This window comes from Pseudolysinimonas sp. 10J20-29 (assembly GCF_055809595.1).
This window is the reverse complement of the sequence record NZ_CM147917.1, coordinates 1,298,282-1,313,821: the sequence shown is the minus strand read 5'-3', so window position 1 is coordinate 1,313,821 and position 15,540 is coordinate 1,298,282. Positions and strand designations below refer to the sequence as shown.

Here is a 15,540-nt window from a genome sequence, read left to right as displayed (position 1 = left end):
GGCGCTGCGCTCAGATCAACAATCGAGCAGGAAGTCGCGCAGCACGGCGTGTCCGAACGACAGCGCGTCGAGCGGAACGCGCTCGTCGACGCCGTGGAACATGGACGGGAAGTCGAGGTCGGCGCCCAGTTTCAGCGGCGCGAAGCCGTAGCCCTCGATGCCGAGCTTGGCGAGCGCCTTGTTGTCGGTTCCGCCGCTCATCAGGTACGGCAGCACCGGCGCGCCGGGATCGTGGAGGTGCAGCGCCGCGACCATCCGCCCGACGAGGTCGCCGTCGAACGGGTTCTCCAGTCCGACATCGTGGTGCACGATCTCGACCTCGATGTCGGGGCCGATCAGCTCGCGGATCTGGGCGAGCACCTCGTCCTCCTGCCCGGCGAACGGCCGCACGTCGATGAGGGCCTCGGCGCGATCCGGGATCACGTTGTGCTTGTAGCCGGCAGAGAGCAGCGTCGGGTTGCTCGTCACACGCAGCGTGCCCAGCAGGAACCCCGCGGCCGAGCCGCTGCGCTCCACCAGGTCGACCGGGTCGGTGTCCGGCGAGACGCCGTGCATGCGCGCCAGCTCGGCCAGGAGCGCGCTCGTCGTCGTGGTGAGGTGCAGCGGCCACTCCTGCTCCCCTAGCTTCGTCACGGCCCGGGCGAGCTTCGTGACGGCGTTGTCGTGGATGACGCGGGATCCGTGCGCCGCGACCCCGCGAGCCACCAAGCGGATCCAGATGAGCGCCTTCTCTCCCGTCTGCAGCAGGTAGGCGCGCTGGCCGGCCACGTGCACCGAGTATCCGCCGACCTCGCTCACCGCCTCGGTCGCGCCGGCGAACAGCTCCGGCTTGGTGTCGACGAGGAAGTGCGAGCCGTATTCGCCGCCGTTCTCCTCGTCAGCGAAGAACGCGACGATGAGTTCGCGCGCCGGCAGCTGGCCGCTGCTGAGGATGTCGTCGAGGGCGGTCAGGATCATGGCATCCATGTCCTTCATGTCGACCGCGCCGCGGCCCCACAGCATGCCGTCCTTCACCTCGCCGCCGAAGGGGTCGACGCTCCAGTTCGCCGGATCCGCGGGCACGACGTCCAGGTGACCGTGCAGCACGAGCGCGGGTCGGCTGCTGTCGCGGCCCGGCACGCGGGCGATGACGCTCGTGCGCCCCGGGGCGGAGTCGAACAGCTCGGGCTGAAGGCCGAGGCGGCGCAGCTCGGCCTCGACATACTCGGCGGCGATCGTCTCGCCCGCCGACTTGCCTTCGCCCCAGTTGGTGGTGTCAATTCGGATCAGATCGCGCGCGATCCGAGCGGTGGCATCGAGCTCCATGTCCGCGGTCATGGGACCACGCTAGCCCGACCCGGGCGTCACGCAGTGCGTCCCGGGCGTGCTAATCTCGTTCCTCGGTGCTCCTCGCGGGGCGCCGAACGAAAGATACTCGCGCGGGTGGCGGAATGGCAGACGCGCTAGCTTGAGGTGCTAGTGCCCGAAAGGGCGTGGGGGTTCAAGTCCCCCTCCGCGCACGTGAGTGTGCTGAGATCTTTCTCACACAGAATCAACAAGTAGTTGGCAAGGGCCGACTCGGTGGAGACACCGGGTCGGCCCTTGTTTTTTGCCCGCGCTCCGTTCGCCGCGCTTGACACGTCTCCGGATCCCTTGCTATAAAACAAGTCACATATGTGCAAGTGCACATAGTCTCGATGACGAGGGAGCGGACATGAAGTTCGAACACATCCTGCTGGGGCTGCTCGCGATGAACCCCGTCAGCGGATACGACCTCATGAAGTGGTTCGACACCGAGGGTCAGTTCCTCCGCTCGAACACCCACCACAGCCAGATCTACCGTGAACTCGGGCGCATGGTCCGTGACGGCCTCGTCGAGTTCGAGGTCGAGACTCGAGCCAGCGGCCCCGACGCGAAGGTCTACCGGATCACGGAGATCGGACGAGACGTCCTGCTCGACTGGGCCCGCTCGCCCTACGTGCCGACGAGCCGCTTCCAGGATGCGGACTTCAACACTCGGCTGATCTTCACGACCGCGCTCGACGCCGAGGCCGCGCTTCGGGTTGTCGAAACCGAACTCACGTATCGACGCGACCAGGTCGCCAAGAGCCGCGGACGCTCGCGGGCGATCGTCGGGATCGCCCCGATCCCCGAGTTCGACGCGCGCCGGTACCGCGACATCGGCGACCTCATGCACCAGTACGGGGCCACGGCGGTGGACCGCTGGATGGAGTGGCTCGAGGAAGTTCGCGCCGCGCTTGTCGCGGAGATCGAAGGCGCCCACACCGACACCGAGGAGACGACGGCATGAGAGCCATCATGGTGATGTTCGACAGCCTGAACCGCAAGATGCTGCCGAATTACGGCGGCGACTGGGTCCACGCCCCCAACTTCGAACGGCTCGCCGCGCGGACCGTGACCTTCGAGAACTGCTACGGCGCCAGCATGCCGTGCATGCCGGCACGGCGTGAGATGCACACCGGCCGGTACAACTTCCTGCACCGCTCCTGGGGGCCGCTCGAGCCGTTCGACGACTCGGTGCCGGCCATGCTCACCGACGCCGGCGTCCACACCCACCTCGCGACCGACCACCAGCACTACTGGGAGGACGGCGGTGCGACCTATCACAACCGCTACTCCACCTACGAGTTCTTCCGCGGCCAGGAGGGCGACCCGTGGAAGGGTCAGGTCGCCGAACCCGAGATTCCCGACTCGATCGGCATGGTGAAGGACATCAAGGGCAAGCTCTGGCGTCAGGACTGGATCAACCGGGCGTTCCTGCAGAACAAGGCGGATCACCCGCAGACGCTGACCTTCGATGCGGGTGTCGACTTCATCCAGCGGAACAAGAACGACGACTCCTGGTTCGTCCAGATCGAGACCTTCGACCCGCACGAGCCCTTCTTCAGTTACGCGGAGTACAAGGAGCACTACGCGAGCGGCTACGACGGGCCGCACTTCGACTGGCCCGACTACGCCAAGGTGACCGAGGTCCCCGAGGCCGTCGAGCATGCGCGCGCCGAGTACGCCGCCCTCCTGACGATGTGCGACGAGTCGCTGGGGCGCGTGCTCGATCTGATGGACGAGAACGACATGTGGGACGACACCATGCTGATCGTCTGCACCGACCACGGCTTCATGCTCGGCGAGCACGGCTGGTGGGGAAAGAACGTCCAGCCCTGGTACGACGAGACGATCCACAACCCGCTGTTCGTCTGGGATCCGCGTGCTCAGGTCGCGGGCGAGCGCCGCGGGGCGCTCGTGCAGACCATCGACTTCGGGCCGACGCTGCTCGACTTCTTCGGAGTCGACGCCACGGCCGACATGCAGGGCGCCTCGCTCTCCGGCGTCGTCGCGGACGACAGCCCGGTGCGCGAGTACGGGCTGTTCGGGATCTTCGGCGGGCACGTCTGCGTGACCGACGGGCGCTACGTCTACATGCGCGCCAGCGCGACGCCGCAGAACCAGCCGCTGTACGAGCACACCCTCATGCCGACGCACATGAGCGGGTTCTTCGCCCCCGGCGAGCTGGCGACCGCTGAGCTCGTCGACCCGCTCCCGTTCACGAAGAACCTGAAGGTCCTGCGGACCCGGGCGCAGTCATGGGTGAGCCCGTTCGCATTCGGCACGCAACTGTTCGACCTCGAGAGCGACCCTGGCCAGACCGCCCCGATCAATGACGCCGAACAGGAGCTGCGCCTGGCGACGGCGCTGCGCGATGCGCTCGTCGCCTCCGACGCGCCCGCCGAGCAGTTCGAACGGCTCGGGCTGCCGGCGACGGGCCCCGTCGGGCCGGAGCACCTCCTGATCGAGGCGCAGTGGCCGATGCTGCAGGCCTCGCTCGCCCCCGCATCGCGCGCCGAGGACTTCGGCGCCGACGGGCCGGTGCTCGAGCGGCCGGTTCGCGAGCTGATCGCCGACGCGCGCACCCGCGCCGTTCTGCTCGAGCGGGCGCCGATGCTCGCGGGCGGTCCGATGACGGCGATGGCCGGCGGGCTCACCCTGCTCCAGATCGCCGCCATGATGGTCGGCCTTCTCCCCCGCCCCGTCCTCGCCTCGCTCGCGGCCGACCTCACCGCCGCCAGCGGTGCGGAGTCCGGCAGCGCCACGTAACGAAGTCCTACCCCTCGCAACACCACCAACTCACAAAGGAGTGAACTGACATGTCAACGAGCACGAGCGCCCCGGGCACCAAGCCTGAGGGTGTGCCCACCGTCACGGCGGCGATCCGCACGGGCGGTCTCGACAAGAAGGGCGGCGTTCCGCGCCGCAAGACCAACCTCGTCATTCTCGGCGGCTCGATGGTCGCCGACGGCGGCGAGGGCAGCATGGCCACCACGCTGTTCCCCGTCATCGCGGCCGCACTCGGTCTCGCGACGAGCGCCCTGGGAATCCTGGCGGCCGTGGGCCGCATCGTCGGGGTCGTCGCCGGTCCCGCCTGGGTCTACCTCGCCAAGAAGATCGGCCGCAAGGCCGTCCTCGCGATCGCGACCGGCTTCTGGGGCGTCTGGGCCGTCGCCGCGGGTCTCTCGCAGGACTTCACTCAGCTGCTGGTGCTCTACGGCATCATGGCGGCCGGGACGATCGCGGCGCACGTCATCGTGCCCGAGGTCATCGGCGACTCCTTCGAAGACAAGAAGCGCGGCCGCGTCGTCGGCTGGCTGTACGGGGCGACGGCGGCCGTCGCGAGCCTGCTGGCGCCGCTGATCGGCCAACTCGCCAACATCGAGGACGGCTGGCGCTACGGGTTCTTCATCTTCGGCGGCATCAACGTGTTCTTCGGTCTGATGATCGTGCTCTTCTACAAGGACCCGGGAACGGGCGGTGGCGAGACCCAGCTGAAGACCTTCACCGCGGAGGAGCGCGAAGCGGCATCCAAGATCACCTGGGCCAAGGTCCGCTCGCTCGTCACCATCCGCAGCTACCTGATCCTGCTCGGCAGTCGCATCCTCTCAAGCCACCTTCTGCTGGCCACCTTCGGCGTCGTGCTGCTGGTGCAGGAGTTCGGATTCGACACCGCGGTCGCGGCGGTCGTGATGGCGCCGTTCGGCATCGGCTACCTCGCCGGCACGATCGTCGGCGGACTCGTCTCCGACGGGCTCAACAAGCTGAGCCCGAACTACGGCCGGGTGGCCATGCTGCAGGCGGCGCAGTTCCTGTTCGCGATCGCCGCCTTCTTCACCACGCAGGTGGTCTACGAGGGCATCACCCCGTACCTGGTGCTGTTCGCCATCGTCGGAATCAGCATGGGGCTCAACCCGGGCGTCAACCGTCCCCTCGTGATGGCGGTCGTGCCGCCCGAGCTCCGCGGCGCGGCGTTCGCGATCTTCGTGTCGATCATCGAGTCGGTCGGGTTCGCGATCTGGACGCTCAGCGCGGGCTTCCTCGCCGACGGCGTCGGGCTCCAGACCGCGATGTTCTGGCTCGTGTGCGTCGTCATGGTCGTCAACGGCGTGTTCCTCACGCTGCTGTACCGCCCGTACAAGAAGGACCGTCTCGCGCTGGAAGCGGAACTCGTCGCCCGGCGGGAGCAGATCCTCGACGCCAAGGCGAACGAGGTCGCGTCGAGCTGACGTCTCGGGGGGTCACGGTGTCTCCCCGACGCCGTGGCCCCACCTCCGGGGCGTGCCGCCCCACCGTGAACTCCGAATCGGCGACCGAGGTCGCCACCTCACCCACCGCCGCACTCACACGTAAGGACCATCGCAATGACCGATCAGACGTCGACGCAGGCCACGATCGCCGCCCTGACACTGGAAGAGAAGGCGTCGCTCACGAGCGGCGCGAGCTTCTGGCGTACCAAGCCCATCGACCGTCTCGGCATTCCGTCGATCATGGTCACCGACGGACCGCACGGGCTGCGCAAGCAGCGCGAGGGCGGCGATCACCTCGGCATCGGCGACAGCGTGCCAGCGACCTGCTTCCCGCCCGCCGTCGGCCTCGGCTCGTCCTGGGATGTCGAGCTGATCGGGCGCGTCGGCGCCGCTCTCGGCGTGGAGACCTCGATCGAGGATGTCGCCGTCCTGCTCGGCCCGGGAGTCAACATCAAGCGCTCGCCGCTGTGCGGTCGCAACTTCGAGTACTTCTCCGAGGACCCGATCGTCGCCGGGGTGCTCGGCGCCGCGATGGTCAACGGCATCCAGTCGCAGGGCGTCGGCACCTCGCTCAAGCACTTCGCGGCCAACAACCAGGAGGCCGACCGGATGCGCTCCTCGAGCGACGTCGACCCCCGGCCGCTGCGGGAGATCTACCTGCGCGCGTTCCAGCGCGTGGTCGAGGACGCGCAGCCGTGGACGGTGATGTGCTCGTACAACCGCATCAACGGCGTCTATGCCTCGGAGGACCCGTGGCTGCTCACCACCGTCCTGCGCGACGAATGGGGCTTCGAGGGTCTCGTGGTCTCGGATTGGGGCGCCGTCAACGAGCGCGTACCGTTGATCGCCTCCGGAATGGACCTCGAGATGCCCGCCAACGGCGGTGTCACCGACGCGCAGATCGTCGCCGCGGTGCAGGCCGGAGAGCTCGACGAAGGTGTTGTCGATGTCGCCGCCGGTCGCGTGCTCGACCTGGTCGCCAAGTCGCAGGCCGGGGCGGGAACGATCGCCGGCCCGCTCGATGTCGAGGCCCACCATGCGCTCGCCCGCGAGGCGGCCGGCGGGTCGATCGTGCTGCTGAAGAACGACGACGCCGTGCTCCCGCTGGCGAAGGACGCCCGGTTGGCCGTGATCGGCGAGTTCGCGACGGCCCCGCGCTACCAGGGTGCGGGCTCCTCGATGATCAGCCCGACCAAGCTCGACACCGCGCTGGACGAGATCCGCGCTCTCGCGAGCACCGAGGTCGCGTACGCGGCCGGCTTCAGCACGGCGCTCGACGTCTCGGACGCCGACGTCGCACGCCTCCGCGACGACGCGGTGGCTGCGGCGAAGGCCGCCGACGTGGCGGTCGTCTTCCTCGGTCTTCCGGCCCGTCTCGAATCCGAGGGCTACGACCGTGCCGATATCGACCTGCCCGCCAACCAGCTCGCGCTGCTCGACGCGGTCGTCGCCGCCAACCCGCGCACGGTCGTCGTGCTCTCCAACGGCGGCGTCGTCGCGCTTCCGTTCGTCGACCGCGTGCCGGCCATCCTCGAAGGCTGGCTTCTCGGGCAGGCCGGCGGCGGCGCCACCGCCGACGTGCTGTTCGGCGACGTCAACCCGTCGGCCAAGCTCACCGAGACGATCCCGCGTCGGCTCGAGGACACCCCCGCCTTCCTCGACTTCCCGGGCGAGTTCTCGCACGTCCGCTACAGCGAGGGACTGCATGTGGGCTACCGCTGGTACGACGCACGGCGCATCCCGGTCGCCTTCCCGTTCGGGCACGGTCTGTCGTACACGACCTTCGAGTACGGTGCGCCGACCGCGACGGTGCGTGCGGATGGCGACGTGGCGGTGACGCTCACGGTCACCAACACCGGTGCGCGGGCGGGCCGCGAGGTCGTGCAGGCGTACACCTCGCTCGACGGCTCCGCCGTGCAGCGCCCGGTGCGCGAGCTCAAGGCGTTCGCCTCGGTCGCCCTCGAGCCCGGCGAGAGTCGCGAGGTGACGCTCGTGGTTCGCCGCAAGGACCTCGCCTACTGGGACATCCGCACCGAATCCTGGGTTGTCGAAGGCGGCGATTACACCGTCGATGTGGCCGCCTCAAGTCGCGACGTGCGCTCGAGCGTTCGCGTCGCCGTGGAGGGCGACGCGGTCCTGCTGCCGCTGAGCCGCAGCTCGTCGCTCGCCGAGGTGTTCTCGCACCCCGTCGCCGGCCCGATCGTGCAGGGCGCCTTGGCCGACATGGTGGGCAACATGGACGAGAGCGCCGCGTCGCTCATGCCGGACGGGGTCGACATGATGCAGATGATGGGCTCGATGCCGATCGGCCGGCTCGGCATGATCGCCGAGCTCACCGGCGGAGGCGGGTTCAGCGCCGAGTCGGTCGACGGCTTGATCGCGATGGCGAACGCGCCGCAACAGGGCTAGCCGCCACGAAGTCCTGCTGTGGGACGACAACCCCCGACTGCTCACCCGCGGGTGACACAGCCGGGGGTTCGTCGTCCGTCGATCTCGGGAGCGTCAGTCCCAGCCCCAGTCGGCGACCTCGGGGATGTCGACGCCGAATTCGCGCGTGTAGTCGCGGGCGCGTTGACGCGCATCCTGCATCTCCTGGCGGAGCCCGGCCTGGGCAACACCGAGCCCGGGGGTCCGGTCGATCACGTCCATCACCAGGTGGAAGCGGTCCAGGTCGTTGAGCATCACCATGTCGAAGGGCGTGGTCGTGGTGCCCTTCTCCTTGTAGCCGCGCACATGCAGGTTGGCGTGGCCGTGACGGCGGTAGGCGAGGCGGTGGATGAGCCACGGGTAGCCGTGGAAGGCGAAGATGATCGGCTTGTCGGTGGTGAACACCGCATCGAAGTCGTCGTCGCTCATGCCGTGCGGGTGCTCCCCCTGCGACTGCAGCCGCATCAGGTCGACGACGTTCACCACTCGCACCCGCAGTTCGGGCAGCCGCTCGCGCAGGATCTTCGCCGCCGCGAGCGTCTCGAGCGTGGGCACGTCGCCCGCGCAGGCGAGCACCACATCGGGCTCCTCCCCCGCGATCTCGGTGCCGGCCCAGGGCAGCACGCCGAGGCCTCGGGTGCAGTGCTCGATCGCCGCATCCATGTCGAGCCACTGGTGCTCGGGCTGCTTGCCGGCGACCACCACGTTGACGTAGTCGACGGTGCGCAGGCAATGATCCATCGTCGACAGCAGCGTGTTGGCGTCGAAGGGCAGATAGACGCGCACCACGTCGGCGCTCTTGTTGACCACCACATCGAGGAACCCCGGATCCTGGTGGGTGAAGCCGTTGTGGTCCTGCCGCCAGACGTGACTCGACAGCAGGTAGTTCAGGCTCGCGATCGGCGCGCGCCACGGAATGTCCTTGCTCGCATCGAGCCATTTGGCGTGCTGGTTGAACATCGAGTCGACGATGTGGATGAACGCCTCGTAGCTGGTGAACAGGCCGTGGCGACCGGTCAGCAGGTAGCCCTCCAGCCAGCCCTGGCACTGGTTCTCGCTCAGCATCTCCATGACGCGGCCGGCGCGGGCGAGGTTCTCGTCGCTCGGGTGGTAGTCGGCGTTCCACTGCTTCGCCGTCACCTCGTACACGGCGGGCGCCAGACGGTTGGAGGCCACCTCGTCGGGTCCGAACAGCCGGAAGTTGTCGGGGTTCTGCCGGATCACCTCGGCCAGCCAGGTGCCGAGCGTGCCGGTCGCCGAGGCGATCTCGGCCCCGGGCGAGGGCAGGTCGATGCGGAAGTCGCGGAAGTCGGGCAGGTCGAGCTCGCGCCGCAGCAGCCCGGCGTTGGCGACCGGGTTGGCACTCATCCGCCGCGTGCCCACGGGGGCGAGGGCCACCGTCTCTGCGCGCGGTGCGCCCGCCTCATCGAACAGCTCCTCGGGCCGGTAGGAGCGCATCCACTCCTCCAGGAGCGCGCGGTGCTCGGCGTTCTCGCGCACCCCCGCGAGCGGCACCTGGTGCGCGCGGTGGCTGCCCTCGACCGGGTGCCCGTCGACCTCGCGCGGGCAGGTCCAGCCCTTCGGGGTGCGCAGGATGATCATCGGCCAGCGGGGACGCTCCGTGCGGCCGGCGGCGGCATCCGCGCGGATCTGCCGGATGCGGTCGAGCACCGTGTCGAGCGTCGTCGCGAAACGCTCATGCACCGCCCTCGGGTCCTCGCCGTCGAACCCGCCGGCGACCAGGAACGGCTCGTGGCCGTATCCGCGCATCAGGTCGAGCAGCTCCTCGTCGGGGATGCGCGCGAGCACGGTCGGGTTGGCGATCTTGTAGCCGTTCAGGTGCAGGATCGGCAGCACCGTGCCGTCGTGCACCGGGTCGAGGAACTTGTTCGAATGCCACGCCGTCGCCAGCGCCCCGGTCTCGGCCTCGCCGTCGCCGATCACGCAGGCGACCAGCAGCTCGGGGTTGTCGAAGGCGGCGCCGTAGGCGTGGCTGAGCGCGTAGCCGAGCTCGCCGCCCTCGTGGATCGAACCCGGAGTGTCGGGTGCGGCGTGGCTCGGGATGCCGCCGGGGAACGAGAACTGACGGAACAGCTTCCGCATCCCCTCCTCGTCGCGCGTGATCGTCGGATACAGCTCGCTGTAGGTGCCGTCGAGGTAGGCGTTCGCCACCATTCCGGGCCCGCCGTGGCCGGGGCCCGTGATGTAGAGCGTGTCGAGGTCGCGTTCGCCGATGGCGCGGTTCAGGTGCGCGTAGAGGAAGTTGAGGCCGGGGGTGGTGCCCCAGTGGCCGAGCAGGCGTCGCTTGAGGTGCTCGGGGGTCAGGGGCGTTGTCAGCAGCGGATTCTCGAGCAGATAGATCTGCCCGATGCTGAGGTAGTTGGCGGCCCGCCACCAGGCGTCGACGCGGTCAAGAGTCTGCGGATCCAGTGCGCTCTGCTCCATGAGCGCGACGCTACGCGCGGGGCCTCAAATGCGCCTGAGTCCTTGGTCCTGTCGGCGATACGCTGTGACCATGACACAGAGTCGGAGCCGACTCGAGGGCGAACTCGTGGGCTGGGACGACGACCGCGGCTTCGGGTTCATTCGGCCGAACGACGGGGGCGCCGATGTCTTCGCCCATGTTCACGCGTTCATCGACACGACGCGCCGGCCCACGCTCGGCGATGAGGTGACGTTCCGCACCGAGCAGGCTCCCGATGGTCGAATCCGCGCGACGGAGGTGGCGCCGCGGGATCGTCGGGTTCCGGTGAGCGCCCGCAAGGCCCGCCGCGGCGGGCGTCTGGTCGGCGCCCTGGTGGCGATCCTGCTGGTGGTCGCGTTCGTCGCCTTCGCCGCGCTGATCGACACCCTGTGGCCGGTTCCGGCGTGGATCCCCTACCTCTATGCCGTCGTGAGTGTGATGACCGCGATCTTCTACGCTCTCGACAAGCTGGCGGCGCGTCGCGGCACGTGGCGCATCTCGGAGTCGACCCTGCACGTGCTCGCGCTCATCGGCGGCTGGCCGGGGGCGTTTCTCGCCCAGGCGCTGCTGCGGCACAAGAGCACGAAGCTGACCTTCCGGATCGGCTTCTGGATGACCGTGGTCGCGAACCTGCTCCTCTTCGTCGCCGTATGCGTCGTGCTCGCGGCGGCGACCTCCGGATAGCGGCTCGTCTCGGGAGAGCGGCCCGGTGTTCGTCGCCCGTGTGTGGCACAGTGTCGGGATGATCGTCGAGTTCGAGTCCGAGCTGTGGATCTGGGATGCCGAAGGCAAAGGCTCCTGGACCTTCGTCACCGTGCCCGCCGAATTGAGCGCCGAGATCGCCGAGTTCCAGGACGGCCCCCGGCGCGGCTTCGGCTCGGTGCGGGTGCGCCCCCGGGTCGGCGGCACCGAGTGGGCGACCTCGATCTTCCCGTCGAAGACCGAGTCGGCGTACATCCTGCCGGTCAAGAAGTCGGTGCGCGACGCCGAGCACCTCTCCCCCGGCGATCTGGTCACCGTGCGACTCGAGGTGATCGACAGTTGAGCGTGGCACCCGAACCGTTCATCGTGGCGGATGCCGCCGCCTGGCGCGCCTGGCTCGACGCTCATGAAGACGACTCCGACGGCGTCTGGCTGATGCTCGCCAAGAAGGGCACCACGACGCCGACCGCTCTCCGCTACGCGGAGGCGCTCGACGAGGCGCTGTGCAGCGGCTGGATCGACGGCCAGAAGCGCAGCTTCGACGAGGCGACGTTCCTGCAGCGCTTCACCCCGCGCCGGGCCCGCTCGCTCTGGTCGCAGCGCAACCAGGAGCACGTGGCCCGGCTGATCGCCGAGGGCCGGATGCGTGAGCGCGGCCAGCGGGAGATCGACCGGGCGAAGTCGGACGGCCGCTGGGAGCGCGCCTACGCGGGCGCCGCGACGGCCGTGGTTCCGGATGACCTCCTCGCGGCCCTGCGGGTGGTGCCGGCGGCGAAGGAGCGCTTCGAGGCGCTGAACTCCTCGGAGCGCTTCGCGGTGCTGCATCCGCTCATGACGGCGCCGAGCGAGGCCGTGCGGCAGCGACGTCTGGCGAAGATCCTGGCGCAGCTGTCGCAGAGCGCGAGCTGACCGCGCCGACGTCGGTCGTCGTTGACACACTCGAACACATGTTCGAGACTGGGAGCATGCACGCCTCCCCTGCCGTCGCCCTGCGGGCGGAGCCGATCGAGAGTGACGCCCCGCACCGCGATGAGGTGGTGCGCGCTCTGCAGGAGCGGATCCGCGGCATGCAGCGCACGCGCCTGGACTCCCGCGCGCTGCCCACGCACGAGGCGCTGACCGGGCTGCTTCCCGGCGGCGCGCTCGCCGCGGGCGGCAGCTACGCGGTCGACGGGTCGACGACGCTCGCGCTGGGTCTCGCCCAGGGGCCGAGCGCCGCCGGGGCGTGGTGTGCGATCGTCGGCATGCCCGATCTCGGCGTCGAGGCGGTCGCCGGTCTGGGGCTCGACCTGGAGCGCGTGGTGCTGGTGCCGCATCCGGGCGAGCAGTGGCTCTCGGTGGTCTCGGCCCTGGTCGACGTGGTGACCGTGGTCATCGTGCGACCGCCGCGGCGGGCGAGCGGGGCGGCGAAGCTCAGCGACTCCGCGGCGAGCAAGCTGTCGGCGCGGCTGCGCCAGCGCGAGGGGGCGCTGGTGAGCATCGGCGACTGGCCGGGGGCGGATGCGCGCCTGGCGGTCACGGCGAGCAACTGGGTGGGCCTCGGTTCGGGCTTCGGGCACCTGCAGGCGCGGCAGGTGAGTGTCGCATCCAGTTCCAAGAGCTGGGCGGGCCGGCCTCGTTCGCGGCGGCTCTGGCTGCCCGGCCCCGGGCAGCAGGTCGCTGTGGTCGAAGCTCGAAACGAGGGTGCGGCGCGGCGGCTCAGGAGCGCGGCGGGGTAGCGTTCGGCGACACGGCTGGCGCGGAGTCGGTGAGGTGGGTGTGCCGAGGGGAATCGGAGAACTTGAGTCCGTACCCGATGGCCCGATCAACGGCGATGTGGAATGCCCAGCACCCGGCGATCAGACCCAGCCAGTCCTGTGGCGTTCCCCACGCCACCAGAAGAACGTGCGCGACGGTCATCAGCGCGGGCCCGGTGTAGTTGTGCACCAGGTTGTAGCCGAGCGCTCCGATTCTCTGGTTTCGGAGGTAGCCGAGGGCTGAGATGTCGAAGGCGAGGAAAAGGGCGAGAAGCCACCACCAGTCATAGCCGGCAAGCACGAACGCCACCGCGATCATGGCCGCAATGGCGACGTTCTCGAGTCGTTGGAAGGCAGTGGGGCTCATGCCTCCAGGGTAGTGTCGGTCGCGTTTGACAGACTCGAACACATGTTCGAAACTGGATTGTGGAACGCGACATGAACACCGTTGACGCACGGATGGCCGTGCTGTGGTGCCCCGACTGGCCCGTCGTCGCCCACGCGCGCGCCGAGCGGCTCTCCCCGGGCGAGCCGATCATCCTCATCGACAAGGGCGTGGTCTTCGCCGCCAACCAGCCGGCGCGCGCCGAGGGGGTGCGGCGCGGCATGCGGCAGCGCGAGGCCCAGTCGCGCTGCGCCGCCGTGCACGTGCTCGCCTACGACCGCTCCCTCGACGCGCGCGCCTTCGAGCCGGTGCTGACCGCGCTGGAGCAGTCGGTGCCGGGGTGGCATCCGCTGCGCCCCGGTCTGGTGGCGGTGCGCGCCCGCGGGGTGGCGCGCTACTACGGCGGCGAGCGTGCGGCGGCAAGAACCCTGCTGGCGATCGCCGAGGGGCTCGAGCTGCCGGCGGCGGTCGGCATCGCCGACGGGCTGTTCGCCGCCGAGCTGGCGGCCCGGCGCACCCCGATCGACGAGCGCACCCGCATCGTGCCCGCGGGCGAGGCCGCGGCGTTCCTCGCGCCGCTGCCGATCACGCTGATCGACGACCCCGAACTGGTCTCCCTCCTGCCGCGACTCGGCATTCGCACGCTCGGCGGCTTCGCCGAGCTGACCGCCTTCGACGTCGCGTCGCGCTTCGGCGAGAACGGCGCCCGCTGGCACGCGCTCGCCCGCGGGAGCGACGCACGCGCCGCCACCCCGCGCATCCCCCCGCGCGACCTCGACGCCGTCGTCGACTTCGAGCCGCCGCTGGAGCGCATCGACCAGGTGGCCTTCGGCATGCGCGTGGCGGCCGACGACTTCGTCGCAGCGCTGCTGGCCGAGACGCTCGTCTGCACGGCGCTGCGCGTCGAGTTCACCGGCGAGGACGGCGAGACCAGCGAACGGGTGTGGCTGCACCCGCGGTCGTTCGCTCCCGCCGAGGTGGTGGACCGCATCCGCTGGTCGCTCGAGGCGCAGACCGGCTCGGATCGCGACCACGGCCTGCGCTCCCCCGTCGCGCGTGTGCGCCTCGCCCCCGAGTCGGTCGACCCGGTCGGCGCGCACGAGCGCGGCCTGTGGGGCTCGGGGCCCGAAGAGCAGGTGCATTCGGTGCTGTCGCGCGTGCAGGGCATGGTCGGGCACGCGGGGGTGGTCACGGCGACCCGGGAGGGCGGGCGCTCCCCCGCCGAACGGCAGACGCTCGTGCCGTGGGGCGATCGGCCGGTGGTGCGGCGCGACGTGCGGCGTCCGTGGCCGGGTGCCGTGCCGCCGCCCGCGCCGGCGACGGTGTACGAGGTGCCGCGGCCGCTGCGGGTCGAAGACGCGCGCGGCCGCCCGGTCGCGGTGGATGCGCGCGGCACGCTCAGCGCCTCCCCCGCGGTGCTGGTCTCCCAGACCGGCGCACGACGCGATCTGACGGCCTGGGCGGGCCCGTGGCCGCTCGACGAGCGCTGGTGGGATCAGTCCGCCGCGCGTCGCATCCAGCGCTTCCAGGCGGTCGACACCGCCGGAGAGGCGTGGCTGCTCGAGCTCGACGAGGCCGGGGAATGGTGGGCGGCGGGCCGCTATGACTGAGCTGCGTTCAGACCTCGAGCCGCATGAGCCAGCGGTCTCGATGTGCGAGGTGAGAATCCGTGAGCATGACGCGCGTGAAGCCCGCCTCCTCGAACAGGCTCGTCCCGCCGACGTAGCCCGAGATCGTGTCGACGCGTCCCTCCTCGTCGGAGACCGGATAGCCCTCCAGCACTCCTCCGCCGTGCGCACGAACGTGCTCGATCGCGCCGCCGAGAAGCGCCCGTGCGATCCCCTGCTTGCGATATCCCGCCCGGACAACGAAGCACACGATCGCCCAGGGGTCGCGCTCGTTGATCTCCAGCTTCTGCAGGTTCGGAATGGTGCGCGAGTTCATCAGCCGGCGGTAGCTGGAGCGCGGGGCCACCGAGCACCAGCCCGCCACGACACCCTCGATGTAGGCCAGCACGCCCGGCCCCGGCTCGGTGGAGCACTCGCTCTTCATGTGCGCGATGCGGTCGTCGAGCCCCTTGCGGGCGTCGCGATAGGCCATGCACCAGCACCCCGGTGTTCCGGGCGTCTTCGGACCGACGACCGCCGCGAAGTCATCGAAGGCGCCGCGCGCGGGCCGCACCTCGATCGGGCGGCCGTCACGCGTCATCCACGTGCTCATGCCCTCACCCTAGAGGCGACACCGGGCATCAGA

13 protein-coding genes and 1 tRNA gene are annotated in these 15,540 nt (G+C 69.8%); 10 read left to right on the top strand and 4 right to left on the bottom strand.

Features of this window, described 5'->3' with window-relative positions:
- Positions 1–15: 15 nt before the first annotated feature.
- A complete protein-coding gene (locus AC0L6Y_RS06365; protein ID WP_473558125.1) occupies positions 16–1,317 on the bottom strand; it encodes a M20/M25/M40 family metallo-hydrolase in 1,302 nt (433 codons plus the stop codon).
- 99 nt (positions 1,318–1,416) lie between these two features.
- On the opposite strand from AC0L6Y_RS06365, the gene AC0L6Y_RS06360 reads away from it, so the two are divergent.
- From AC0L6Y_RS06360 to AC0L6Y_RS06340, 5 genes are all read left to right on the top strand, one after another.
- Positions 1,417–1,499: transfer RNA gene (locus AC0L6Y_RS06360), tRNA-Leu, on the top strand.
- 194 nt (positions 1,500–1,693) lie between these two features.
- Positions 1,694–2,290, top strand: a complete 597-nt coding sequence (locus tag AC0L6Y_RS06355; RefSeq protein ID WP_473558121.1) for a PadR family transcriptional regulator — start codon at positions 1,694–1,696, stop codon at positions 2,288–2,290.
- Positions 2,287–4,092: a sulfatase gene (locus tag AC0L6Y_RS06350; protein ID WP_473558119.1), complete on the top strand. Its 1,806-nt coding sequence runs from the start codon at positions 2,287–2,289 to the stop codon at positions 4,090–4,092. The genes AC0L6Y_RS06355 and AC0L6Y_RS06350 overlap by 4 nt, the downstream gene beginning before the upstream one ends.
- 50 nt (positions 4,093–4,142) lie before the next feature.
- Complete coding sequence (locus AC0L6Y_RS06345) at positions 4,143–5,552, top strand: MFS transporter (RefSeq protein WP_473558116.1); 1,410 nt, start codon at positions 4,143–4,145, stop codon at positions 5,550–5,552.
- A 135-nt stretch (positions 5,553–5,687) separates the two neighbouring features.
- Positions 5,688–7,982, top strand: coding sequence for a glycoside hydrolase family 3 C-terminal domain-containing protein (locus tag AC0L6Y_RS06340; protein ID WP_473558112.1), 2,295 nt, complete (start codon positions 5,688–5,690; stop codon positions 7,980–7,982).
- A gap of 93 nt (positions 7,983–8,075) precedes the next feature.
- Here AC0L6Y_RS06340 and AC0L6Y_RS06335 read toward each other — a convergent pair whose 3' ends face one another.
- Entirely contained in the window at positions 8,076–10,445 is a 2,370-nt protein-coding gene (locus AC0L6Y_RS06335; RefSeq protein WP_473558109.1) for a phosphoketolase family protein, read from the bottom strand.
- 70 nt (positions 10,446–10,515) lie between these two features.
- Between AC0L6Y_RS06335 and AC0L6Y_RS06330 the strand changes: the two genes are divergently transcribed.
- Genes AC0L6Y_RS06330 through AC0L6Y_RS06315 form a run of 4 tightly spaced genes read left to right on the top strand, consistent with a single transcriptional unit; the run spans position 10,516 to position 12,884 of the window.
- Positions 10,516–11,148: a DUF1294 domain-containing protein gene (locus AC0L6Y_RS06330; protein ID WP_473558107.1), complete on the top strand. Its 633-nt coding sequence runs from the start codon at positions 10,516–10,518 to the stop codon at positions 11,146–11,148.
- 58 nt (positions 11,149–11,206) lie between these two features.
- On the top strand, positions 11,207–11,509 hold the full coding sequence (locus AC0L6Y_RS06325; RefSeq protein ID WP_473558101.1) for a DUF1905 domain-containing protein: 303 nt from the start codon (positions 11,207–11,209) through the stop codon (positions 11,507–11,509).
- Positions 11,506–12,075: a YdeI/OmpD-associated family protein gene (locus AC0L6Y_RS06320; protein WP_473558095.1), complete on the top strand. Its 570-nt coding sequence runs from the start codon at positions 11,506–11,508 to the stop codon at positions 12,073–12,075. The genes AC0L6Y_RS06325 and AC0L6Y_RS06320 overlap by 4 nt, the downstream gene beginning before the upstream one ends.
- Before the next feature lie 56 nt (positions 12,076–12,131).
- A complete protein-coding gene (locus AC0L6Y_RS06315) occupies positions 12,132–12,884 on the top strand; it encodes a hypothetical protein (protein WP_473558088.1) in 753 nt (250 codons plus the stop codon).
- Here AC0L6Y_RS06315 and AC0L6Y_RS06310 read toward each other — a convergent pair.
- Complete coding sequence (locus AC0L6Y_RS06310; protein WP_473558082.1) at positions 12,865–13,269, bottom strand: DUF4260 domain-containing protein; 405 nt, start codon at positions 13,267–13,269, stop codon at positions 12,865–12,867. The two genes, AC0L6Y_RS06315 and AC0L6Y_RS06310, sit on opposite strands and share 20 nt — an antisense overlap.
- 71 nt (positions 13,270–13,340) lie before the next feature.
- Between AC0L6Y_RS06310 and AC0L6Y_RS06305 the strand changes: the two genes are divergently transcribed.
- Positions 13,341–14,897 (top strand): DNA polymerase Y family protein, encoded by a 1,557-nt coding sequence (locus tag AC0L6Y_RS06305; RefSeq protein ID WP_473558076.1) that lies wholly within the window; start codon positions 13,341–13,343, stop codon positions 14,895–14,897.
- Between the two features lie 7 nt (positions 14,898–14,904).
- Here the strand turns inward: AC0L6Y_RS06305 and AC0L6Y_RS06300 are convergent, their stop codons facing one another.
- Positions 14,905–15,507, bottom strand: coding sequence for a GNAT family N-acetyltransferase (locus AC0L6Y_RS06300; protein WP_473558072.1), 603 nt, complete (start codon positions 15,505–15,507; stop codon positions 14,905–14,907).
- Between the last annotated feature and the right edge of the window lie 33 nt (positions 15,508–15,540).